Source organism: Aromatoleum toluolicum (assembly GCF_012911005.2).
Classification (GTDB): domain Bacteria; phylum Pseudomonadota; class Gammaproteobacteria; order Burkholderiales; family Rhodocyclaceae; genus Aromatoleum; species Aromatoleum toluolicum.
This window is the reverse complement of record NZ_WTVS01000016.1, coordinates 25,464-45,764: the sequence shown is the minus strand read 5'-3', so window position 1 is coordinate 45,764 and position 20,301 is coordinate 25,464. Positions and strand designations below refer to the sequence as shown.

The following is a 20,301-nucleotide window of genomic DNA, read 5'->3' as shown; positions in this document are numbered from 1 at the left end:
CGGCAGATGGCCGGGCGGTGCGCAGGTCCCCCTAGCATCACCCTGACAAACAAAACGCAGCATCGGAGAGGGAACACGACATGATCCGCGACCAGGAGACACTCAACATTCTTCTCGACACGATCTCGCGCTTCGTGCGCGAGCGCCTCGTGCCGCAGGAGGCGCACGTCGCCGAGACCGACCAGATCCCGCCGGAACTGGTCGCCGAGATGAAGGAGCTGGGCCTGTTCGGCCTGTCGATTCCCGAGGAATTCGGCGGCATGGGTCTGACGATGGAAGAGGAAGTCCTCGCGACTTTCGAGATCGGCCAGACCTCGCCGTGCTTCCGTTCGCTGTTCGCGACGAACAACGGCATCGGTGGCCAAGGTATCGTCATCGACGGTACGCCCGAGCAGAAGCGCGACTATCTGCCGCGTCTCGCGTCCGGCGAGATCATCGGCTCCTTCGCGCTCACCGAGCCGGATGCCGGTTCGGACGCCGGCAGCCTGCGCACCAGCGCCCGCCGCGATGGCGACCATTACGTGCTGAACGGCACCAAGCGCTACATCACCAACGCGCCCGAAGCGGGCATCTTCACGGTGATGGCGCGTACGAATCCCGACGCGAAGGGGCCGCACGGCATCTCCGCGTTCATCGTCGAGAAGGGTACGCCGGGCCTGTCGCTCGGCAACATCGACAAGAAGATGGGCCAGAAGGGCGCCCATACCTGCGACGTGATTTTCGAAGACTGCCGCGTGCCGGCCTCGAACCTGATCGGCGGCAAGGAAGAGGTCGGCTTCAAGACTGCGATGAAGGTGCTCGACAAGGGGCGCATCAACATCGCCGCGATCTGCGTCGGCGTTGCAGAGCGCATGCTTGCAGACGCGCTGCGGTATGCGATGGAACGCAAGCAGTTCGGCAAGCCGATCGCGGAATTTCAGCTGATCCAGGCGATGCTCGCCGACAGCAAGGCCGAGATCTACGCCGCGCGCACGATGGTGGTCGATGCGGCACGCAAGCGCGACGACGGCCGCGATGTCGGCACGGAAGCGGCCTGCGCCAAGCTCTTCGCTTCGGAAATGTGCTGCCGCGTGGCCGATCGCGCCGTGCAGATCTTCGGCGGCGCCGGTTACCTGTCGGAATACGGCATCGAGCGCTTCTATCGCGACGTGCGTCTGTTCCGCATCTTCGAGGGCACGAGCCAGATCCAGCAGCTTGTGATCGCCCGCAACATGATCCGGGCTGCCGGCGAATGAACGCGCGCGTGCGTGAGGATCCCGTCGTGTCCTTCGGCGGCGACGAGGCGGCGCTCGACTGGCTGATCTCGCGTCGCCGTTCGATACGCGCCTTCCTGCCGGTCACCGTCGATACGGGCACGATCGAGGATGTGCTGCGGATCGCCGCGCGCGCGCCGTCTGGCAACAACATCCAGCCGTGGCGGGTGCACGTCGTGGCCGGCGCGAAGCTCGAGTCCCTGGTGAGCGCCGTCTGCGCCGCCTTCGACGAGGGCGGCGACAGCCATGTGCCGGAGTACGCCTATTACCCTGACGAGTTCTTCGAGCCGTATCTGGGCAGGCGGCGCCGCAGCGGCTGGGGACTCTACGCCCGACTCGGCATCGAGAAGAGCGACCGCGAGCGGATGCGCGTGCAGACGCGGCGCAACTTCCGCTTCTTCGATGCGCCGGTCGGCCTGATCTTTACCATCGACCGCCGCCTGGGGCAGGGCAGCTGGATCGATTACGGCATGTTCCTGCAGAACGTGATGCTGGCGGCCGAGGCACGCGGGCTTTCCACCTGCGCACAGGCGGCCTGGACTCCGTACCACCGCGTCATTTCCGACGTGCTCGGCTTTGACGAGCACGAGCAACTGGTGTGCGGCATGGCGCTCGGTTACGGCGACCCCGACGCACCCGAGAACGCGCTCGTGACCGAGCGCGCGCCGCTGTCGGAATTCGTGGTCATGCACGGCGAGGCTGCCGTTGCGGAACACTGAGTTTTTCCTGCGGGTCGATCGAGCTGATCGGCCCGCCTCCGGTGCAGTTCGTCCTGCTCCCTTCTCCCAAACTCGCCGGAGTTCTGGCCGGCTCGACGCGAACGCGTCGAGCCGGATTTTTTGCTCAGCCCCGCTGTTTCTGTTCGCTCAGCGGCACGATTTCAGGCATCACGATGCGCTTGCGTCCCGGTTCCTCCGCGGTCAGCGCATTAGTCTCTTCCATCGTCGCGAGGCAGCGCACGGCGAGGTTCTGGTAGATCCCGGTGCCGCGCACCTTCCACGCCATTTCCTGCTCGGTCAGCGCGCGTACGACCTTGGCAGGTACGCCGGCGACCAACGAGTTGGCCGGCACCTCCATCCCCGCCTTCACGAAGCTGCACGCAGCGACGAAGGTGTTCTCACCGATCACGGCGTTGTCCATCACGACGGCGTTCATGCCGACCAGCGCATTGCGCTTGATCGTGCAGCAATGCAGCACGGCGCCGTGGCCGATGTGCCCGTTCTCTTCGACGACCGTGTCGTGCTCGGGGAAGCTGTGGATCACGCAGGTGTCCTGCACGTTCACGCCTGCCTGCAGGATCAGGCGGCCGAAGTCGCCGCGCAGGCTGGCACAGGGGCCGACGTAGCAGCCAGGGCCGACGATCACGTCGCCGATCAGCACGGCAGTGGGATGGACGTAGGCGGTCGGGTCAACGACCGGCACGACGCCGTCGATCGCGAATACTCGGGGTGTGGTCATCGAAACTCCTTGTGTGCACGCAGTGCGGGCTCGTGGGGCGGGGTTCGGTCCGGCGCGGTCTTTGCGGCGTTACGCGCCCGATCAGGCCTTAAAGGCATTATATTGCCCGGATTATTCGATTCTAGGGGTTTATCCATCGGCGGAAAAGCAGTATCGTGCATTTTCCAAAATAGACAGAACAATGGTTCGCAGTGCGGACCCAAGGAGAGCGAGAGATGGATGCAGTAGTCGTCGAACGGCCGAATCCGCAGGTCGCGGTGGTGCGGCTCAACCGGCCCGAGGCCCGCAACGCGTTGAACCAGCAGGTGCGCATGCAGCTCGCCGAGCACTTCACCGCGCTCGGCCGCGACCCCGAAGTGCGTGCCATCGTCCTGACGGGCGGTGACAAGTACTTCGCCGCCGGCGCCGACTTGCGCGAGATGGCCGAGGCGGGTGCGATCGAGATCATGCTGCGCCACACCCATCGCCTGTGGGGCGCCATCGCGAGCTGCCCGAAGCCGGTGATCGCCGCGGTGAATGGCTTCGCATGGGGCGGCGGCTGCGAACTCGCGATGCACGCCGACATCATCGTCGCGGGCGAGGGCGCGTCGTTCTGCCAGCCGGAAGTCAAGGTCGGGATCATGCCCGGGGCCGGCGGCACCCAGCGCCTGGCGCGCGCGGTGGGCAAGTTCAAGGCGATGAAGATGGTGCTGAGCGGGCAGCCGGTGAGCGGGCGCGAGGCCGGCGAGATGGGCCTCGCGAGCGAGGTCGTGCCGGATGCCGAGGTGCAGTCGCGCGCGATGGAGCTGGCGACGCAGATCGCCGCGTTGCCGCCGCTCGCGATCATGCAGATCAAGGAAGTGCTGCTCGCCGGCCAGGACGCCTCGCTCGACGCGGCGCTGATGCTCGAGCGCAAGGCGTTCCAGTTGCTGTTCGCGAGCCGCGACCAGAAGGAAGGCATGCAGGCCTTCTTCGACAAGCGTCCGGCCGGTTTCGAGGGGGTGTGAGAGATGTTCGATGCAATGCGTAATGACCTGACGCTCGGCGTCGTCGGCACCGGCCTGATGGGCCGCGGGATCGCCCAGATCGCGGTGCAGGCGGGCGTGGCGGTGCGGCTCTTCGACACCCGCGCGGGTGCAGCCGCGGAAGCGTGCGATGCGGTGGGCGGCATGCTCGCCAAGCTCGCCGAGAAGGGCAAGATGGACGCCGCTGCCGCGCGCACGGCGACCGAGCGGATGACGGTCGCGGCGAGCCTCGCCGAGCTTGCCGGCTGTGACGTCGTCGTCGAGGCGATCGTCGAGAACCTCGACGCCAAGCGTGGCCTGTTCCGCGATCTCGAAGAAGTCGTGGCTGACGGCTGCGTGCTGGCGACCAACACGTCGTCGCTGTCGGTGACCTCGATCGCCGCCGCCTGCCGCCGTCCCGAGCGGGTGGTGGGCTTCCACTTCTTCAGTCCCGTGCCGCTGATGAAGGTCGTCGAGGTCATCGACGGCGTGCGCGGCGACCGCACGGCAGGCGACGCGCTGACCGCGCTGGCACGCCGCATGGGTCACACCCCCGTGCGTGCCGCCGACACCCCGGGCTTCATCGTCAATCACGCCGGCCGCGGCTACCTCACCGAATCGCTGCGCGTGCTCGGCGAAGGCATCACGGACTTCGCGACGCTGGACCGCATCCTCAAGGAATCGGTCGGCTTCCGCATGGGGCCGTGCGAGCTGCTCGACCTCACCGGGCTGGACGTGTCGCATCCGGTGATGGAGTCGATCTACGACCAGTACTACCAGGAGCCGCGCTACCGGCCGTCCCCCATCACGCGCCAGCGCCTCGCCGGCGGGCTGCTCGGGCGCAAGAGCGGGCAGGGCTTCTACGTCTATAAGGACGGCAGTGCCGTGCCGGTCGCCATGCCGTCCGTGCCGGCCGTCGCGCCGCAGCCCCTGTGGGTGAGCCGCGCCGACGCCGCCCTGCACGCGCGTGTCGTCGCGGCGCTGGAGGCGCAAGGCGTCGCGCTCGACCGCGGCGAACGTCCCGCCGAGGGTTCGGTATGCATCGTGCTGCCGGTCGGCAGGGATGCGACCACCTGCGCGCTGGCCGAGGGGCTGGATCCGAAGCGCACCCTGGCGCTCGACCCGCTGTTCGTCGACAAGCACCTGACCCTGATGACGACGCCGCTGACCGCAACCGAAGCACGCGACGCCACGTGGGCCGCACTCGCCGCCGGCGGGAAGGCCGTATCCCTGGTGCGCGACAGCGCGGGGCTTGTCGCGCAACGCGTCGTCGCCGCGATCGTCAACATCGGCTGCGACATCGCGCAGCAGCGCATCGCGACGCCGGACGACATCGATTCGGCCGTGCGCCTCGGCCTCGGCTATCCGAAGGGGCCGCTCGCGCTGGGCGATTCGCTGGGCGCCTCGACGATCCTCGCGATCCTCGACGGCATGCACGAGTTCTACCGCGATCCGCGTTATCGCCCGAGCCCCTGGCTCACCCGCCGCGCGCGCCTGGGCGTGTCGTTGCTGACGCCCGACAACTGACAAACATACCCGTTACCAAAGGAGATTCCATGCTCGACGCCTACATCTACGCCGGTCTGCGTTCCCCCATCGGCCGCCACGCCGGCTCGCTCGCCCCGGTCCGTCCCGACGACCTCGTCGCCACCGTGATCCGCGAGGTTGTCGCACGCTCGCCTTTCGCTGCCGCCGACATCGAGGACGTGGTCCTCGGCTGCGCCGCACAGGCCGGTGAGGATTCGCGCAACGTCGCGCGTCACGCGGCGCTGCTCGCGGGCCTGCCGACCAACATTGCCGGTCAGACGGTGAACCGCCTGTGCGGCAGCGGCCTCGCCGCAGTGCTGGACACCGCGCGTGCGATCACGGCGGGCGAGGGCGAGCTTTACATTGCCGGCGGCGTCGAGAGCATGAGCCGCGCGCCCTTCGTCGTCGCGAAGGCCGAATCAGCCTATAGCCGCGACTTCAAGGTGTTCGACACGACCATCGGCGCACGCTTCCCGAACCCGAAGATCGTCGAGCAGTACGGCAACGACAGCATGCCGGAGACGGGCGACAACGTCGCCGCGGAATTCGGTATCTCGCGCGAGGATTCGGACCGCTTCGCCGCCGCATCCCAGTCGAAGTACGCGGCCGCGAAGGAAGCGGGCTTCTACGCCGGCGAGATCCTGCCGATCTCGGTCCCGACCGGCCGCAAGACCCCGCCGCTGGTTGTCGCCGAGGACGAGCATCCCCGTCCGGAGTCGACCTACGACTCGCTGGCGAAGCTCAAGTCGCTGTTCCCGAACGGGGTCGTCACCGCCGGCAACGCCTCCGGCATCAACGACGGCGCCGCTGCGCTGCTGATCGGCAGCAAGGCGACGGGCGAGAAGGCCGGCGCGAAGCCGATGGCGCGCATCCTCGCAGGTGCGGTCGCGGGCGTCGAGCCGCGCATCATGGGCGTCGGTCCCGCCTATGCGATCCCGAAGGCGCTCGAGCGCGCCGGGCTCACGCTGAAGGACATGGACGTCATCGAGATCAACGAAGCCTTCGCGCCACAGGTTCTGAGCTGCCTGAAGGTGATGGGTGTGGCGTTCGACGACCCGCGCGTGAACCCCAACGGCGGCGCAATTGCGATCGGTCACCCGCTCGGCGCATCGGGTGCGCGCATCGCGCTGTCGGCCGCGCGCGAGCTGGAGCGGCGCAACGGCCGCTACGCGGTGGTCAGCCTGTGCATCGGCGTCGGCCACGGCATCGCGCTGGTGATCGAGCGTATTCCGGGCTGAAGCAGGGGCGAACGGGCGCGATCCAGTAGGGCGGGAGGAGCGCAGCGCATCCCGCCACAACGGCGTGTCATCATGTCCGGCGTGCGGATGGCCGGATACGCCTCCGGCTCCTCCCGCCCTACGACCCGGACACCGATACGGGCCGGCAGCTCTCGCGGGCAATACGCATCAGCTAAGCTGTGGTCCGGCAATCGTGTTCGCGTGGAGGTGGGGTTTTGGAAGACCGTCCGACATCGTCCCGCGGCATCGTCGGTATCCTGCTCGCGGCGGGGCAGGGTTCGCGCTTCGGCAGCAACAAGCTGTGTCATCCGCTCGCCGACGGCACGCCCGTCGCAGTGCGTAGCGCCGAGAACCTGCGGGATGCACTGGGCGAGGTGCTCGCGGTCCTGCGGCCGGAGGATTCCGTCCTGCGCGGGCATTTCGACGTTGCGGGAGTTCCGTACGTCCTGTGTCCGGACGCGGGGCAGGGAATGGCGGCAACGCTCGCCTGCGGTGTCCGTGCGAGGGCCGATGCCGGGGGCTGGATCATCGCGCTGGGCGACATGCCCTATATCCGTCCAGGCACGATGGCTGCGGTCGCCTCGGCGATCGCCGAGGGCGCTCTGCTCGCCGCACCGTTCGTCGACGGACAGCGTGGCCACCCGGTCGGATTTGCGGCGCCGCTGAAGGACGAACTACTGGCGATCGCGGGCGACGAGGGGGCGCGCCGCGTGATCGTCGCGCACAAGGAGCAGTTGCACCGCATCGACTGCGACGATGCGGGTATCCTTGCCGATATCGACGTTCCCGACGACTTGCGCCCCTGAAGCGCGCACGCTTGTTTCAGTCGTCCAGCAGCGCCTCGGTCAGCGCCGCCGGGCTTGCAAAGGCTCGCCAGTGGGTGGCCATTTCCTCCGGCACCAGGCTGCCATAGCCCCAGGTCGCGGCGAAGAAGGGCAGGCGGTTCGCGTCGGCCGATTCGCCGTCCTCGCTGCGGTCGCCGACGTACACCGACACGTGCTCGGGAATGTCGTGGTCGGCCATCAGGCGCGCGATCATCGCCGCCTTGCTCGGCAGGCGCGGCTCGAAGAGATCCAGCGCATACACCGTCTTGAAGTAGCCGCTCCAGCCGAGATGATCGAGGATCAGGCGGGTCGGATGCAGGCGCTTGTTGGTCGCGATGGCGAGCGTGCGTCCGCTGGCCGCGAGGCGCTCGAGCATGTCGCCGACGCCGGCGTAGGCCGCGGTCTCGCGGTAACCCGTCGTGTCGTAGCTCGCCTTGAAGTGGACGGCGAGCTCGTCGATGACCTGCGGATCTTTCGACCCGGCGAGGATGTGCAGCGTCTCGATCAGCGGCGGCCCGACGATTGACTCGTCGATCGTCACGGCCGGCGCGCGCCCCGTGGAGGCGAAGGCCTGGCGGTAGCTCGCGAGGATCGCGGGCGCGGAGTCGATCAGCGTGCCGTCGAGGTCGAAGAGGATGTACTGGAAGCGCGGCATCGATGGAGGGAGGTTTTCGGTCAGGCCTGCATTCTACGGGCTTCAGCAGCGGTTAGAGCGGGTAGCCGTAGGGCGGGAGGAGTCGAAGACGGATCCCGCCACGCGGCGGTCGGGAGCTTCCATCCGCGTTGTGGCGGGATGCGCTACGCTTCTCCCGCCCTACGTATTGCGGGGGACCGCTTCGGGCGAAACTGTCGCGTGTCGCGGTAATACGCAGCGGATTCGTTTTCTGGAGTGACGCCGGGAATCCCAAGCAGTGGCAACGGCGCGAGCGCGCGGGGCGAGTGGAGGAGGCCGGCGTCGAGCAGTTGCGTGGCGAGCCAAACGTCGGTCTCGGCCTGTTGCTCCGCGACGGCCAGTGCCAGCCATCCTTCATCGACGACGCGATACAGCGCCTTGCCGCACAGTCCGAAGAAGGGCTCGCGCAGCTGGTCCCAGCTGCCGTGACCGAAGATGAGGAAGCGGGTACTTGCGATCAATCGCGCGCGCCGCGTCCAGAAGGACTCTTCCCATGCATGGGTGGCGAGGAGGGCCGGGATCTCCGCATCGCTCGACACGACCACGATGCCGCATTCGTCGAACTGGGTCAGGGCATCGCGCCGCGGCCCCCGTCCGGGAAGTCCGGCGGCAATGCGTGCGTCGCGCTCCTGGCGATGGAGGATGTTGCAGGCTGCCTTCGTGCGCGGCCAGACGCACCACGCGAGCGCGTTGAAGAAGTCGTGCCACTCGTACGTACGGGTCGGCACCTCGCCAGTCGCGTAAATGTGCTCTTCGTAGGCGAGGGCTTCCGCGGGAGGCAGGATGAAGCGGATCAGCTGTCCGCCCCCGCTCGCGGTGCCCGGCGCGACCTCGCGCAGCAGCGCGTCGAGCTGCGCGGTGCCGGGCAGCGTGGGACCGGTGAAGCGCGCGAGCAGTGCCGCGATCGGTTCGAAGAGCGGCCGGGCGGCGAATGCCGCGGGAGTGTCGGGTCCGGCCGTCATCGAACTCCTGCGCTATTTCGTGCTGATGCGTTTCACCCCGGCGACGAAGCGCGCGAGCGTCGTCGACAGCACGCCGCGCGGGATCGTCACCTCGATCAGCTGGAAGCGGCCGCGCGTCGCGATCGCCTTGTCGAGCGCGGCCTTCAGTTCGGCGCGCGTGGACACGCGGACGCCGTCGCCGCCGAGGCCCGCCGCCATCTCCGCGAATCCCCAGTGGCCGAGGTCGTTGAAACCCGATTCCGGCTGGAAGGTGCGCAGCATCTCCCAACTCGCGTTGTTGAACAAGAGCACGATCGGATCCCAGCCGTAACGCTTGCAGTTGCCGAGTTCCCAGCCGGTCATCTGGAAGGCGCCGTCGCCGACCAGGATCAGCGGGCGCTGGCCGCTGGTCGCCTGCAGGCCGAGGCCGGCGGGCACGCCGAAGCCCATCGTCGCGTAGTAGCCGGGGGCGATGAGCGCCGTCTGCTCGATCTCCATAGCAGTGAACAGGCAGTCACCGATGTCGGAGGCGATCGGCAGCCTGCCGTGCTCGGCGAAAAGGTCGTTCACCGCCTTCGCGATGTCGGTCGGCGCGATCGTCTCGCCGTCCGCGACGAGGCCCTTCGGGTACTGATAGTGTGCGACCGGGAAGGCCTTGTCGGCATTGCCCTTGACGCGCGCGAGCATCTCGTCGACGAGCGCGGCGAGCGGCATGTTCGCGTACATGTGGTAGCCGAGCGTGACCTGGCCGTTGTGCGCCTGGATCGTCTGGCGCAGGTCGATGCGGGTCTCCGACACCGCGAAGTTCGTGTCCGAGATGATCTCGCCGAGCAGGAAGAGGCCGTCCGAGCTCTCGACGAGCTGCGTCACGTCCGGCAGTCCCGCGACACCCATGTAGGTGCCGACCAGCGGCGCGTCGCAGTCGGTGAGCAGGCCGCGGCCCATGAAGCTGGTGACGACCGGCAGGCCGAGGCGGCGCGAGAGGTCGGCGACCTTCTCCTCGAGGCCGAAGCGGCGCACCTCGACGCCCGCCATCAGCACCGGGCGCTTCGCGACGTCGAGCCGGCCGAGGATCTCGTCCACGCAGGCGGCCAGCGCGTCGCGGTCGATCGCGCGCGGCGCCTCGCGCACCACCGGTGCGCACGGTTCGCGCACCATGTCGCGCGGGATCTCGATATAGACCGGCTCGGAGTTGCGCAGGCAACTCGCCAGCACCCGCGCGATGTCGGCCGGTGCGCGCGCCGCGTCGTCGAGCTTGACCTGGTCGCAGGTGATCTCCTTGAAGATCTGCAGCTGCGAGTCGAGCGTCTTGGCCTGATGGTGCAGCAGCAGGCCCGAACTCGCCTCGCCCTTGCCGGGGCCACCCGAGAGCACGACCACCGGCGACTTCTCCGCATAGGCCGCCGCGACGGCATTGACCATGTTGAACGCGCCCGCGCCGTAGGTGACGGCGGCGACGCCCAGGCCACCGCGGATGCGCGCGGTCGCGTCCGCCGCGAAGCCGACGCCCGGCTCGTGCGAGAGCGTGTACAGCGGCAGGATCTCCGACTCTTCGATGATGCGGAAGTACGGCAGCGCGAAGTCGCCGGGGATGCCGAAGATTTCGCGGGCGCCGTGGTCCTTGAGCGCGTGCAGCAGGGATTCGACCAGGTTCATGGGTTGCTCCTCCTATACGTTGTTGTAGAGCATTATTGCGCGCGCATCGCGCACATTGCGTTCGTTATATGCGCATAATGGGGTTATTAATGCACGAAATACGTATGAGGAAGCAAAACGATGCAACAGATCGTCGTGGATAAGTTCGACCTGCAGATTCTCGATGCGTTGCAGCGCCGCGGCAACGCGACCAACAGCGCCCTCGGCGAGGAAATCCACCTCTCGCCGTCGCAGATCAGCCGGCGCATCAGCCGCATGGAGCAGGGCGGCATCATCGCGTCCTACGCGGCGTTGCTGGACCCCGCCGCCATCGGGCTGGACGTTTCCGCCTTCGCGCAGGTCACGCTGGAGCGGCACGGCGAGTCGCGCAGCGACGCCTTCGAGCGCGCCGTGGCGGCGCTACCCGAGGTGGTGGCGTGCTTCTCGGTGAGCGGGGACGCGGACTACGTGATGCACATCGTCGCGCCGGACCTGGTGGCGTTCTCGAACGTGATGATGAAGCGCATCATGCGCCTGCCCGGGCTCACGCACCTGAAGACGAACATCGCGCTGAAGACGGTGAAGCAGACGAGCGTGTTGCCGCTCGACCACATCATGCATGCGCCACAGCCGCGGCGGCGAATGCAGTTCGCGTCGGCTTAGGCACCCCAGTGGCGCACGCGCCCGGTATCGAGGTGCACGAAGTCCGATTCCGGGTAATAGCCCACGCCGCCGGCCTTCAGAGCCAACGCGGCGTCGCGCAGTGCGGCGGTATCGAAGCCGGGGATGCGCACGTCGATCGCGCGGCCGTCCATGTGCAGGCTGCGCGTTGCGACGCCCGTTCCGTCGGCCTTGTGCAGTTTTTCGTTGGTCGTCGGCGAGCGGAAAGCCGAGATGATTTCGAAACTTTCTCCACCGCAATTCGTCCGCAATGTATGGAGAATATCGAGCAGGCGTGGATCTATGCGGGCGACGTCGCCGGTGCGGAAGTCGCGCATCAGCCAGTCGATGCGCTCCAGCGCCGATGGCACGTAGGTGCCGCCGCTGCGGTAAACGATGCGCAGGCTCTCGTCGGTATGCGTGTGACGGAAGCACAGCTCGCAGTCGGAGTCGGCGACGCTGGCCTGCGCCCTGCCGAAATTCAGGCCCAGGGGCAGGGCGGCGAGGCCTTTCAGCAGGAGCCGGCGGTGCGCGGCGGCATGGCGGAGGTGTTTCGACATGGAGATGCGGGAAACGAAGCGACCGGACAAGGGCGCAATCGTAAACCGGGCGGCGCGGATTGGGCAGCTGATCGGGCGGGTGTTACAACTCGTCGCGCTGGCATTGTGCGTGGCCGTCGGGAGCGCGTCGGCGGGCCTGTTTGGCGAGGCTGGCGGCGACGCGGTGCGCCTCGCGCTGCGCGAACGTGTGGTTGCGCTGCGCACCAACGGCGACCTGCGTCCGGGGGGTGGGGAGATCGCCGCGCGCCGTCTGATCCCCGACTTCTACGCGAGCCGCGACTATGCGCCCGTCTGGAGCAGCCCGGAGCGGCGGCGCGCCCTGCTGCGGGCGGTGGATGACAGCGCGAGCCACGGACTCGATCCGGCCGATTACCAGTTCGATCTGTTGCGCCGCCACGCCGATGACGGCATGCGGGACGCCGGCCGGCTCGCGGACCGCGACCTGCTGTTCACCGAGGCGCTGGTCCGCCTCGTCTATCATCTGCGCTTCGGCAAGGTCGACCCGCATGAACTCTACGAGGGCTGGAATTTCTCGCGCTCCCTGGGCGCAGTCGAACCGGTCCAGGCGCTGGACGCGCTGGTCGGTGCCGAAGCGCTCGGAGCGGCGATCGAACAGTTTGCGCCGCGGCTCGAAGACTATCGTCAGCTGCGCGTGGCCCTGCTCGCGTACCGGGCGATGGAGGTTCTGGGCGGCTGGCCATCGGTTCCGGTCGGCCCGACACTGCGGCCCGGAGATCGCGACACGCGCGTCCTGACCCTGCGTGAACGCCTCAGAGCGAGCGGCGACCAACTTAGCCCCCCGCCGTCCGACCGCGAACTCTTCGATGATGGGTTGCGCGAGGCGGTGGTCGCGTTCCAGGCTCGCCACGGACTCGAGCCGGACGGGGCCGTCGGGCGCAAGACAGTCGCTGCGCTGCAGGTCGACGTGGGCGGCCGCATCGACCAGATCCGCGTGAATCTGGAACGCCTCCGCTGGATCGCGCAGGACGTCGCGGGCGATTACCTGCTCGTGAACATCGCCGGTTTCAATGCCCGCCTGTACCTGGATGGAAAACTCGCGTGGCAGTCGCGTGTCGTCGTCGGCCGTCCCTATCGCAAGACACCGGCGTTCCGTGCCGAGATGCAGTACCTCGTGCTGAATCCGGAGTGGGTGCTTCCGCCGACGATCCTGAAGGAGGATGTCCTGCCCAAGGTGGCGCGCGACCAGGCTTATCTCGCCGAGCACGACATGCGCGTGGTGACCAATGCGGGGCGGGAGATCGATCCCGGCGAGGTCGACTGGTCGGGCTACCGCAGGGGTGGCTTCCCGTATCAGATCGTGCAGGCGGCGGGGCCGGAAAACCCGCTTGGGCGCGTCAAGTTCATGCTGCCCAACCCGTATTCGGTGTACCTGCACGACACCCCGGCGAAGACGCTGTTCCAGCGCAGCGAGCGCGCGTACAGCTCAGGCTGCATCCGGCTCGAACGGCCGATGGAACTTGCGGTGTTACTGCTCGACGACCCCGGGCAGTGGAGTACGGAGGCGCTGGAGGCGGAGATCGCGAAAGGCGAGACGCGCAACGTGCAGATCGGGCGACGGGCGCCGGTGTTGATCCTGTATCACACGGCCGAGGTCGGCGAGGACGGACGCACCTATTTCCACCCCGACCTGTACGCCCAGGATGGCGCGGTGCTCGAAGCCCTCGCGCGCCCGTTCCGCTTCAGCACGGTCGGGCGCACCGGGCCGGGGAGGTGAGCGGCCGCCCGCTCAGGCCGGCTTCGCGAGGTCCGCGATCACCGCGGCGAGGAAACGGCCCGCTTCGCCGCCCGTCACGACGCGGTGATCGAAGGTGAGGCTGAGCGGCAGCACACGGTGCACCGCTGGCTTGCCGTCGAACGCGACGACCGCATCATGCACGCGCCCCGCGCCGAGGATCGCGACCGTGGGCGGCACGACGATCGGCGCCGCGTACTTGCCCGCGATCATGCCGAAGTTCGACAGTGTGATCGTGTTGCCGCGCATCTCCTCGGCCGGGATCTTGCGCGCCGCGACGTCCGCGCGCATGCGGTCGAGCCCTGCGCGCAGGTCGGCCGGCTCGCGGTTCGCGACGTCGCGCAGAACCGGAACGAAGAGCCCGTCGGTGAGATCGACGGCGATCCCGACGTCGATCTTCGCCAGCACGCGCCGGCCCATCGTGTGGCTCTCGTACCAGGCGTTGAGCCCCGGCTCGGCCTTGCAGCCGGCCACCAGCGCGCGGATCAGGCGGATCGTGATGTCCGTGTCGGCCGGCCAGGCGTGGATGTCGGCGTCGTCGATCACGGTCGCGGCGGCGACTTCGCTCTGTGCGAGCGCCATGTTCTGCGCCATCGCGCGCCGCACGCCGCGCAGGATCTCGGGCGGGCCCACTTCGGCGAGGATCTTCGCGACGCGCTGCACGTCGGCGAGGGTGATGAGCCCGTCCGGCCCCGACGGGGTGACCATGGACAGATCCACGTTGAGCTGCCGCGCCTGCGCGCGCACCGCGGGGGTCGCCTTGATCGCCGCTGCAGGCCGTCCGACCGCGGCCGGCGCCTCCTGCTGCACCTGCGAGCCGACCTTCACTTCGCCGACCACCGTCCCCGCATCCGCATCCCCGGCCGCGCCTTCGAAGCCGATCAGCGGCGCGCCGACCAGCACGATCTGGCCCGCCGCGCCGAACAGTTTCTCGATGCGCCCGGCCCACGGGGCGGGAATCTCGACGATCGCCTTCGCGGTCTCGACCGACAGCAGCGGCTGGTCGGCCTGCACCTCGTCGCCCGGCTTGACGTGCCACTCGACGATCTCGGCTTCCTGCAGCCCTTCGCCCAGGTCGGGCAGTTTGAAGATCTTCATGCGCCCTCCAACGTCTTCCTGACCGCCGCGACGATACGCTCGACGCTCGGCATGTACTGGTATTCGAGCCGCGACAGCGGCACCACGACGTCCCATGCGGTGACCCGCTGAACCGGTGCCAGCAGCGAATACAACCCGTGCTCGGCGAGGTTCGCCGCGATCTCCGCGCCGAAGCCGCCGGTGCGCGTCGCCTCATGCACGATGACACAGCGCCCGGTGCGGGCCACCGATTCGAGGATCGTCGTCATGTCGAGCGGCTTCAGCGTCGCGACGTCGATCACCTCGGCCATCACGCCTTCCTGCGCGAGCGCCTCGGCTGCGGCCTGGGTCTCGTTCAGCATCGCACCCCAGCTCACCAGCGTCACGTCGGTGCCCGCGCGCAGCGTAAAGCACACGTCAAGCGGCAGCGCCTCGCCGTCGTCCGCCACTTCCTGCTTGAACAGGCGGTAGAGCCGCGTCGGTTCGAGGAAGATCACCGGGTCCGGGTCGCGGATCGCGGCGAGCAGCAGCCCGTAGGCGCGCGTCGGGGACGAGGGGATCACGACGCGCACGCCCGGCAGGTGGGCGAACAGCGCCTCGGGGCTTTCCGAATGGTGTTCCGGCGCATGGATGCCTGCACCGCAGGGCGCACGCACCACCAGCGGGCAGGACAGCCGCCCGCGCGTGCGGTTGCGCAGGCGCCCGGCGTGATTCCAGATGTGGTCCATCGCGGGGTAGATGAAACCCGAGAACTGGATCTCCGCGACCGGTTTCAGGCCCTGCGCCGCCATTCCGATCGCCGTGCCGACGATGGCCGTCTCGGCGAGCGGCGTGTCGAGCACGCGATCGGGGCCGAAGCGCTCCTGCAGCCCGACAGTCGCGCGGAACACGCCGCCATTCACACCGACGTCCTCGCCCAGCACGACCACCGACGGATCGTGCGCCATCTCCCAGGCCTGGGCGCGGTTGATGGCCTCGACCAGATTCAGCTCAGCCATGGCTGCTTCCTCCGTCGTGCGACGCGAACCATTGTGCGGCCTCGCGCTGTTCCTGCAGGCCGGCCGGCAGCGTCGCGTACAGGTGATCGAACATCGCCGTCGTGGTGGGCGGCGGAATCGCGAGATAGGCCTCGACCGCGGCATTGAGCTGCTCGGTGCTCTCCTTGAGCAGGTGCTCTTCCTTCTCCTGGTCCCACGCACCGATGCGCGCGAGATAGTTGCGCAGCCGCCGGATCGGCTCGTTCGCCCACTGCTGCTGCACGACGTCCGGATCGCGGTAACGGGTCGCGTCGTCGGCCGTCGTGTGGTCGCCCAGCCGGTAGCTGATCGCCTCGATCAGGCTCGGCCCGCCGCCCGCGCGCGCCTTGTCGATGGCCTTGCGCGCGGCGTCATGCACGGCGATCACGTCGTTGCCGTCGACCTGCACGCCCTCGATGCCCGCCGCGATGGCCTTCTGTGCCAGCGTCGGCGTTGTGGTCTGGTGATCGCGCGGCACCGAGATCGCCCACTGGTTGTTGTTGATCACGACCACCAGCGGGGCCCGCCACACGGCGGCGAAGTTGAGCGCCTCGTAGAAGTCGCCCTTGGAAGTCGCGCCATCGCCAAGGAAGCAGGCGGCGACGCGCGCCTGCTTGCGCACCTTGAAGGCGTAGGCGACGCCTGCGGCGTGGCACACCTGGGTGCCGATCGGCACGCAGATCGGGAAGTCCTCGCGCGGCACGGAAAAATTGCTGCCGCGCTCGTCGCCCCCCCAGTACAGCAGGCTCTCGGTCATCGTCACGCCGCGCACGAACTGGGCCGCATGGTCGCGGTAGGAAGGCACGAGCACGTCCTCCTGGCGCATTGCGCCGGCGACGCCGACGCCGATCGCCTCCTGGCCAAGCGCAGAGGCGAAGGTGCCGATCTTGCCGGTGCGCTGCAGCGCGATCGCCTTCGTGTCGAAGGCGCGCGTGAGCTGCATCGCGCGGTAAAGGGGAAGCAGGTTGGCGGGATCGAGCGCGAAGGCGGGAAGTTCCTGCGTCGCCTCGCCCTCCGCATCGAGAAACCGGGTGAATTCGACTTCGAACCGGGCAACGGTAGCCATGGCCAGTCTCCTCGTTCGTCTCTTTCTTATTGACCCTGTCCAACTCCAGTCTAATGCATGCCCCCTCGGCCCGGGCGCCCATACCCCGCATCGAAGGAAAGACGTCACGGCGACGTTCGGATTCGCGGCGGTTCCACCCGGTCCATGCAACGCCGCGGAGTGGCCGCTGGCGATCAGGGGGCCACTCCGTCGACCGTCACCGTTCGCGGCAGTTTCCTCCGCGTGGGTGGATCGTCAAAACACCGAAATGACGAATATTTCCCGGCCTCTTCATGACGTGGCGCTGGGGCGATGTAGATAGAATGTGATACGTGAGCATTGAAGGGCGCGCGACCAGTGCCAGTCGGCGAATCGCACACGATCGGGGTTCAGCCCCGGGCGCGACCCGAAATTTTTTGCACCCCTGTGCGGGGCGAAGGTGGAACGAAATGCTGCGGACTTCCGATATCAAGATCTGGGTACGACTGACCGCGTCGATCTGGGCCCTGCTGATCGTCGTGTGGGCGGGGATGATCTTCTGGGATAGTCACAACAGCCGCAAGCTCGCGGTCGAGCAGGCTATTGATTTTTCGCTCAGCATGCACGACTCGGCGCTGGCCGGGCTGACGGCGATGATGATCACCGAGACGATGCACAAGAAGCATGTGCTGCTCGACCAGATCAGCCATCTCGCGGCGATCCGCGAACTGCGCGTCGTCCCGGGCGAGCTCGCGCGCGAGGGTGTTGAAAGCTCCAAGGACGAGGGCAAGCCGCGCAACGACCTGAAGCCCAACGAACTCGAGGCGCAGGTGCTGCGCACCGGCGAACCTTACGTCGAGGTCCGCGAGGACGAGAAGGGCGCCTACCTGCTCGCGATCCGTCCGACGAAGAACGTCACCAAGTACCTCGGCAAGAACTGCGTCGAGTGCCACGACGCGCCGGAGGGCGCGACGATTGGCACGATCGGGATCAAGATCGCGCTCGACAAGACGGACAAGGCGATCACTGCCAAGCGGTTCGAATCGCTGGGGGTCGCGCTGGTCGCGAGCCTTGTCGTGCTCCTGTTCATCTGGTCCTTCATCCGCGGCGCCGTGACCGGACCGCTCGATCGCATGGTCGCAGGCCTGCGCGCGATCGTCTCGGGCGAGGGCGACCTCACGCGCCGCCTCGAGGTGCGCGGCAGCGACGAGATCGGCGTCGCGTCGGCGGTGTTCAACGAGATGATGGCGAAGATCGCGGGACTGGTGCGCCACGTCGGTGAGTCGGCCGCGCAGGTGTCGAGTGCTGCAGCCGAACTCGTCGTGCGCGCCGACCAGGTCGTCGCGTCGTCGCAGAGCCAGAGCGCGACCTCCGCGACCACGGCGCAGGCGGTCGAGCAAATGGTCGCAAGCATCGCCACGGTTGCCCGTAGCGCCGAGGAAGTGCGCCAGCTGTCGCGCGAGAGCCTGCGCCGCTCGGACGAAGGCAACGCCAGCCTCACGACGCTGGATGAGCGTGTCGGGATGGTCGAGACCACCGTGCGCGGCATCGCCGATTCGGTCGGTGAATTCGTGTCGAGCACGACGGCGATCACGCACATCACCAGCGAGGTCAAGGAACTGGCCGAACAGACCAACCTGCTCGCGCTCAACGCAGCCATCGAGGCCGCGCGGGCCGGCGAGCAGGGGCGTGGTTTTGCCGTGGTGGCCGACGAGGTGCGCAAGCTCGCCGAGAAATCGGCCTCCTCGGCCAACGAGATCGACGCGATCACGCACACGCTGGGCAAGCAGTCCGAGCAGGTCAAGCGCGCGATCGCCGACGCGATGGATCACATCGCCACCAGCCGCGCGTCTATGATGACGGTGAATGGTGTGCTCGCCGCAGCCAGCGAGTCCGTGGTCGCCGTCGGGAGCGGCCTGGACAGCATCGCCGCGGCCACGCAGGAGCAGGAGCGGGTGAGCGCCGACGTCTTCTCGGGCATCGAGACGATCAAGCAGATGGCGCAGGGCAACAGCGAGGCCGCCGGTCAGACGGCTGCGGCGGCGCGCAACATGGGCGCGCTTGCAGGGGAACTGCAGGGGGCGGTGGGCCGCTTCCATACCTGACCGCCTGCGCTCGCCCGGCAGCCGGAGGATGGGGCGATGAGCGACGCGTTCGATTTTGCCGACGATCTTGGTCCGGCCAAGATCATTCATGTCCATGATCCCGGCATCGGCCTGAAGGCGGTGCTGGTGATCGACAACGTCGCCATCGGGCCCGCGATCGGCGGCGTGCGCATGGCGCCCGACGTCAGCACGGAAGAATGCTTCCGCCTCGCGCGCGCGATGACATTCAAGAACGCCGCGGCGGGCCTGCGCCACGGCGGCGGCAAGGTCGTGCTGTATGGCGATCCCCGGATGCCGCGCCCCGACAAGGAGCGCCTCGTCCGCGGGCTCGCGTGCGCGCTGCGCGACATCCGCGACTACATCTTCGGTCCCGACATGGGCACGGACGAGACCTGCATGGCGTGGGTGCGCGACGAGATCGGCCGTGCAGTGGGCCTGCCGCGCGAGCTCGGCGGCATCCCGCTCGACCAGATCGGGGCGACCGGGTGGGGCGTCGCGCACGCCGGCGAAGTGGCGGCCGCCGCCTGCGGCTTCGAACTGGCTGGCGCGCGCGTCGTGATCCAGGGCTACGGTGCGGTCGGCCGGCACTCCGCGCATTTCCTGACGCAGAAGGGGGCCGTCGTCGTCGGGGCCGCCGATTCGGCCGGGACGCTGTGGGACTCGCGCGGGATAGACCTCGCCGTGCTGGACGTGCTCAAGGCCGAGGGCCGCTCCGTCCTCGACTATCCGGGCGGGCAGAAGGGCGGGCCCGACGCCGTCATCGACGTCGAATGCGACATCTGGATTCCCGCGGCGCGGCCTGACGTAGTGCATGAGGACAACGTCGGGCGCCTGCGCACGCGGCTCGTGCTGCAGGGCGCCAACATTCCCTTCACGCGTGCGGCCGAGGAATACCTGCACCGCAAAGGGGTGCTGTGCGTACCCGACTTCATCGCGAATGCGGGCGGCGTCATCTGCGGTGCCGTGGAATATGCAGGCGGCAGCCAGGCCGCCGCACTCGCGACGATCGCGGAGAAAGTGCGCGAGAATACCCGCGCAGTGATCAAGACGGCGTCCGCGCAGTCGATACTGCCGCGCGACGCGGCGATCGCGCTCGCGACGGCGCGAATCAGGAAAGCGATGTCCTTCGGCCGCTGGCGTCCGGCGTGAGCGAAGTCACGGAGTCACGGAGTCGGCAACGGGATTGGGAACCACGGATGGTATCGAACGCTGAGTATTCGACGGTTGCGCCCGAGCGCAGGGAGATCGACGCGCTGAAGGAGGCAACGGTGCTGGAATTCGGCACCGGATGGTGCGGTTTCTGCCGCGGTTCGCAACCGCTGATCGCGGAAGCCTTCGCTGCATATCCGCAGGTCCGCCACCTGAAGATCGAGGACGGGCCCGGCCGGCCGCTGGGACGCTCCTTCAGGGTCAAGCTGTGGCCGACGCTGGTGTTCCTGCGCGACGGCGTCGAAATTGCGCGCATCGTGCGTCCCGGCAGCGCCGCGGAAATCTCGGAGGCGCTGCAGACACTCGGCGCCGCCTCTGGAACCGGAACCGCGTCCGGGGCCGAGTAGAACGGTCGAGGGGCCGGA

Annotated in this window: 19 protein-coding genes; 11 read left to right on the top strand and 8 right to left on the bottom strand. The window is 68.1% G+C overall.

Annotation, left to right across the window (positions count from 1 at the left end; all coding sequences use genetic code 11):
- Positions 1-80: 80 nt before the first annotated feature.
- Complete coding sequence (locus tag GPA27_RS09485; protein WP_169139855.1) at positions 81-1,235, top strand: acyl-CoA dehydrogenase family protein; 1,155 nt, start codon at positions 81-83, stop codon at positions 1,233-1,235.
- The gene (locus GPA27_RS09480; RefSeq protein ID WP_169139853.1) at positions 1,232-1,972 is read left to right on the top strand and encodes a nitroreductase; all 741 of its coding nucleotides are present in this window, start codon (positions 1,232-1,234) and stop codon (positions 1,970-1,972) included. Before GPA27_RS09485 ends, GPA27_RS09480 begins: the two co-directional genes overlap by 4 nt.
- 124 nt (positions 1,973-2,096) lie before the next feature.
- Here GPA27_RS09480 and paaY read toward each other — a convergent pair whose 3' ends face one another.
- Entirely contained in the window at positions 2,097-2,711 is a 615-nt protein-coding gene (gene paaY / locus GPA27_RS09475) for a phenylacetic acid degradation protein PaaY (protein ID WP_169139851.1), read from the bottom strand.
- A gap of 215 nt (positions 2,712-2,926) precedes the next feature.
- Here paaY and GPA27_RS09470 point away from each other — a divergent pair, with 215 nt between their 5' ends.
- From GPA27_RS09470 to GPA27_RS09455, 4 genes are all read left to right on the top strand, one after another.
- A complete protein-coding gene (locus GPA27_RS09470) occupies positions 2,927-3,697 on the top strand; it encodes an enoyl-CoA hydratase (RefSeq protein ID WP_169139849.1) in 771 nt (256 codons plus the stop codon).
- A 3-nt stretch (positions 3,698-3,700) separates the two neighbouring features.
- Positions 3,701-5,221 carry a 3-hydroxyacyl-CoA dehydrogenase gene (locus GPA27_RS09465; protein ID WP_169139847.1) on the top strand — a complete coding sequence of 507 codons (1,521 nt, stop codon included), beginning with the start codon at positions 3,701-3,703 and terminating at the stop codon, positions 5,219-5,221.
- A gap of 29 nt (positions 5,222-5,250) precedes the next feature.
- Positions 5,251-6,459 carry a 3-oxoadipyl-CoA thiolase gene (locus GPA27_RS09460; RefSeq protein WP_169139845.1) on the top strand — a complete coding sequence of 403 codons (1,209 nt, stop codon included), beginning with the start codon at positions 5,251-5,253 and terminating at the stop codon, positions 6,457-6,459.
- Between the two features lie 215 nt (positions 6,460-6,674).
- Positions 6,675-7,265: a nucleotidyltransferase family protein gene (locus GPA27_RS09455; RefSeq protein WP_169139844.1), complete on the top strand. Its 591-nt coding sequence runs from the start codon at positions 6,675-6,677 to the stop codon at positions 7,263-7,265.
- A gap of 16 nt (positions 7,266-7,281) precedes the next feature.
- Here GPA27_RS09455 and GPA27_RS09450 read toward each other — a convergent pair whose 3' ends face one another.
- The 3 genes from GPA27_RS09450 to ipdC form a co-directional block, all read right to left on the bottom strand.
- A complete protein-coding gene (locus GPA27_RS09450; RefSeq protein ID WP_169139843.1) occupies positions 7,282-7,938 on the bottom strand; it encodes an HAD family hydrolase in 657 nt (218 codons plus the stop codon).
- A 143-nt stretch (positions 7,939-8,081) separates the two neighbouring features.
- Positions 8,082-8,918, bottom strand: a complete 837-nt coding sequence (locus GPA27_RS09445) for a DUF3025 domain-containing protein (protein WP_169139842.1) — start codon at positions 8,916-8,918, stop codon at positions 8,082-8,084.
- A gap of 12 nt (positions 8,919-8,930) precedes the next feature.
- Positions 8,931-10,553 carry an indolepyruvate/phenylpyruvate decarboxylase gene (ipdC, locus tag GPA27_RS09440; RefSeq protein WP_169139841.1) on the bottom strand — a complete coding sequence of 541 codons (1,623 nt, stop codon included), beginning with the start codon at positions 10,551-10,553 and terminating at the stop codon, positions 8,931-8,933.
- Between the two features lie 120 nt (positions 10,554-10,673).
- On the opposite strand from ipdC, the gene GPA27_RS09435 reads away from it, so the two are divergent.
- A complete protein-coding gene (locus GPA27_RS09435) occupies positions 10,674-11,195 on the top strand; it encodes an Lrp/AsnC family transcriptional regulator (protein WP_169139840.1) in 522 nt (173 codons plus the stop codon).
- Here the strand turns inward: GPA27_RS09435 and GPA27_RS09430 are convergent.
- Positions 11,192-11,752, bottom strand: coding sequence for a YcbK family protein (locus tag GPA27_RS09430; protein WP_169139839.1), 561 nt, complete (start codon positions 11,750-11,752; stop codon positions 11,192-11,194). The two genes, GPA27_RS09435 and GPA27_RS09430, sit on opposite strands and share 4 nt — an antisense overlap.
- Here GPA27_RS09430 and GPA27_RS09425 point away from each other — a divergent pair.
- Complete coding sequence (locus GPA27_RS09425; RefSeq protein WP_246261013.1) at positions 11,751-13,487, top strand: L,D-transpeptidase family protein; 1,737 nt, start codon at positions 11,751-11,753, stop codon at positions 13,485-13,487. The two genes, GPA27_RS09430 and GPA27_RS09425, sit on opposite strands and share 2 nt — an antisense overlap.
- A 12-nt stretch (positions 13,488-13,499) precedes the next feature.
- Here GPA27_RS09425 and GPA27_RS09420 read toward each other — a convergent pair whose 3' ends face one another.
- The 3 genes from GPA27_RS09420 to pdhA are packed head-to-tail and all read right to left on the bottom strand — an operon-like array spanning position 13,500 to position 16,664.
- Positions 13,500-14,603 (bottom strand): dihydrolipoamide acetyltransferase family protein, encoded by a 1,104-nt coding sequence (locus tag GPA27_RS09420; RefSeq protein ID WP_169139838.1) that lies wholly within the window; start codon positions 14,601-14,603, stop codon positions 13,500-13,502.
- Positions 14,600-15,580: an alpha-ketoacid dehydrogenase subunit beta gene (locus tag GPA27_RS09415; RefSeq protein WP_169139837.1), complete on the bottom strand. Its 981-nt coding sequence runs from the start codon at positions 15,578-15,580 to the stop codon at positions 14,600-14,602. The genes GPA27_RS09420 and GPA27_RS09415 overlap by 4 nt, the downstream gene beginning before the upstream one ends.
- Positions 15,573-16,664 (bottom strand): pyruvate dehydrogenase (acetyl-transferring) E1 component subunit alpha, encoded by a 1,092-nt coding sequence (pdhA, locus tag GPA27_RS09410; protein WP_169139836.1) that lies wholly within the window; start codon positions 16,662-16,664, stop codon positions 15,573-15,575. The genes GPA27_RS09415 and pdhA overlap by 8 nt, the downstream gene beginning before the upstream one ends.
- Positions 16,665-17,092: 428 nt before the next feature.
- Between pdhA and GPA27_RS09405 the strand changes: the two genes are divergently transcribed.
- From GPA27_RS09405 to GPA27_RS09395, 3 genes are read left to right on the top strand one after another with little or no spacing between them, the layout of a single operon-like run.
- On the top strand, positions 17,093-18,727 hold the full coding sequence (locus GPA27_RS09405) for a methyl-accepting chemotaxis protein (protein ID WP_169139835.1): 1,635 nt from the start codon (positions 17,093-17,095) through the stop codon (positions 18,725-18,727).
- A 36-nt stretch (positions 18,728-18,763) separates the two neighbouring features.
- The gene (locus GPA27_RS09400; RefSeq protein WP_169139833.1) at positions 18,764-19,876 is read left to right on the top strand and encodes a Glu/Leu/Phe/Val family dehydrogenase; all 1,113 of its coding nucleotides are present in this window, start codon (positions 18,764-18,766) and stop codon (positions 19,874-19,876) included.
- Positions 19,877-19,923: 47 nt separating this feature from the next.
- Positions 19,924-20,283, top strand: a complete 360-nt coding sequence (locus GPA27_RS09395) for a thioredoxin family protein (protein WP_169139831.1) — start codon at positions 19,924-19,926, stop codon at positions 20,281-20,283.
- Positions 20,284-20,301: the final 18 nt, after the last annotated feature.

What these genes read in the sequence shown, in the direction of transcription:
- GPA27_RS09485 (WP_169139855.1), top strand. Translation starts at nt 81, where the DNA reads ATGATCCGCGACCAGGAGACACTCAACATTCTTCTCGACACGATCTCG.
- GPA27_RS09480 (WP_169139853.1), top strand. Translation starts at nt 1,232, where the DNA reads ATGAACGCGCGCGTGCGTGAGGATCCCGTCGTGTCCTTCGGCGGCGAC.
- paaY (WP_169139851.1), bottom strand. Translation starts at nt 2,711, where the DNA reads ATGACCACACCCCGAGTATTCGCGATCGACGGCGTCGTGCCGGTCGTT.
- GPA27_RS09470 (WP_169139849.1), top strand. Translation starts at nt 2,927, where the DNA reads ATGGATGCAGTAGTCGTCGAACGGCCGAATCCGCAGGTCGCGGTGGTG.
- GPA27_RS09465 (WP_169139847.1), top strand. Translation starts at nt 3,701, where the DNA reads ATGTTCGATGCAATGCGTAATGACCTGACGCTCGGCGTCGTCGGCACC.
- GPA27_RS09460 (WP_169139845.1), top strand. Translation starts at nt 5,251, where the DNA reads ATGCTCGACGCCTACATCTACGCCGGTCTGCGTTCCCCCATCGGCCGC.
- GPA27_RS09450 (WP_169139843.1), bottom strand. Translation starts at nt 7,938, where the DNA reads ATGCCGCGCTTCCAGTACATCCTCTTCGACCTCGACGGCACGCTGATC.
- GPA27_RS09445 (WP_169139842.1), bottom strand. Translation starts at nt 8,918, where the DNA reads ATGACGGCCGGACCCGACACTCCCGCGGCATTCGCCGCCCGGCCGCTC.
- ipdC (WP_169139841.1), bottom strand. Translation starts at nt 10,553, where the DNA reads ATGAACCTGGTCGAATCCCTGCTGCACGCGCTCAAGGACCACGGCGCC.
- GPA27_RS09435 (WP_169139840.1), top strand. Translation starts at nt 10,674, where the DNA reads ATGCAACAGATCGTCGTGGATAAGTTCGACCTGCAGATTCTCGATGCG.
- GPA27_RS09425 (WP_246261013.1), top strand. Translation starts at nt 11,751, where the DNA reads ATGGAGATGCGGGAAACGAAGCGACCGGACAAGGGCGCAATCGTAAAC.
- GPA27_RS09430 (WP_169139839.1), bottom strand. Translation starts at nt 11,752, where the DNA reads ATGTCGAAACACCTCCGCCATGCCGCCGCGCACCGCCGGCTCCTGCTG.
- GPA27_RS09420 (WP_169139838.1), bottom strand. Translation starts at nt 14,603, where the DNA reads ATGAAGATCTTCAAACTGCCCGACCTGGGCGAAGGGCTGCAGGAAGCC.
- GPA27_RS09415 (WP_169139837.1), bottom strand. Translation starts at nt 15,580, where the DNA reads ATGGCTGAGCTGAATCTGGTCGAGGCCATCAACCGCGCCCAGGCCTGG.
- pdhA (WP_169139836.1), bottom strand. Translation starts at nt 16,664, where the DNA reads ATGGCTACCGTTGCCCGGTTCGAAGTCGAATTCACCCGGTTTCTCGAT.
- GPA27_RS09405 (WP_169139835.1), top strand. Translation starts at nt 17,093, where the DNA reads ATGCTGCGGACTTCCGATATCAAGATCTGGGTACGACTGACCGCGTCG.
- GPA27_RS09400 (WP_169139833.1), top strand. Translation starts at nt 18,764, where the DNA reads ATGAGCGACGCGTTCGATTTTGCCGACGATCTTGGTCCGGCCAAGATC.
- GPA27_RS09395 (WP_169139831.1), top strand. Translation starts at nt 19,924, where the DNA reads ATGGTATCGAACGCTGAGTATTCGACGGTTGCGCCCGAGCGCAGGGAG.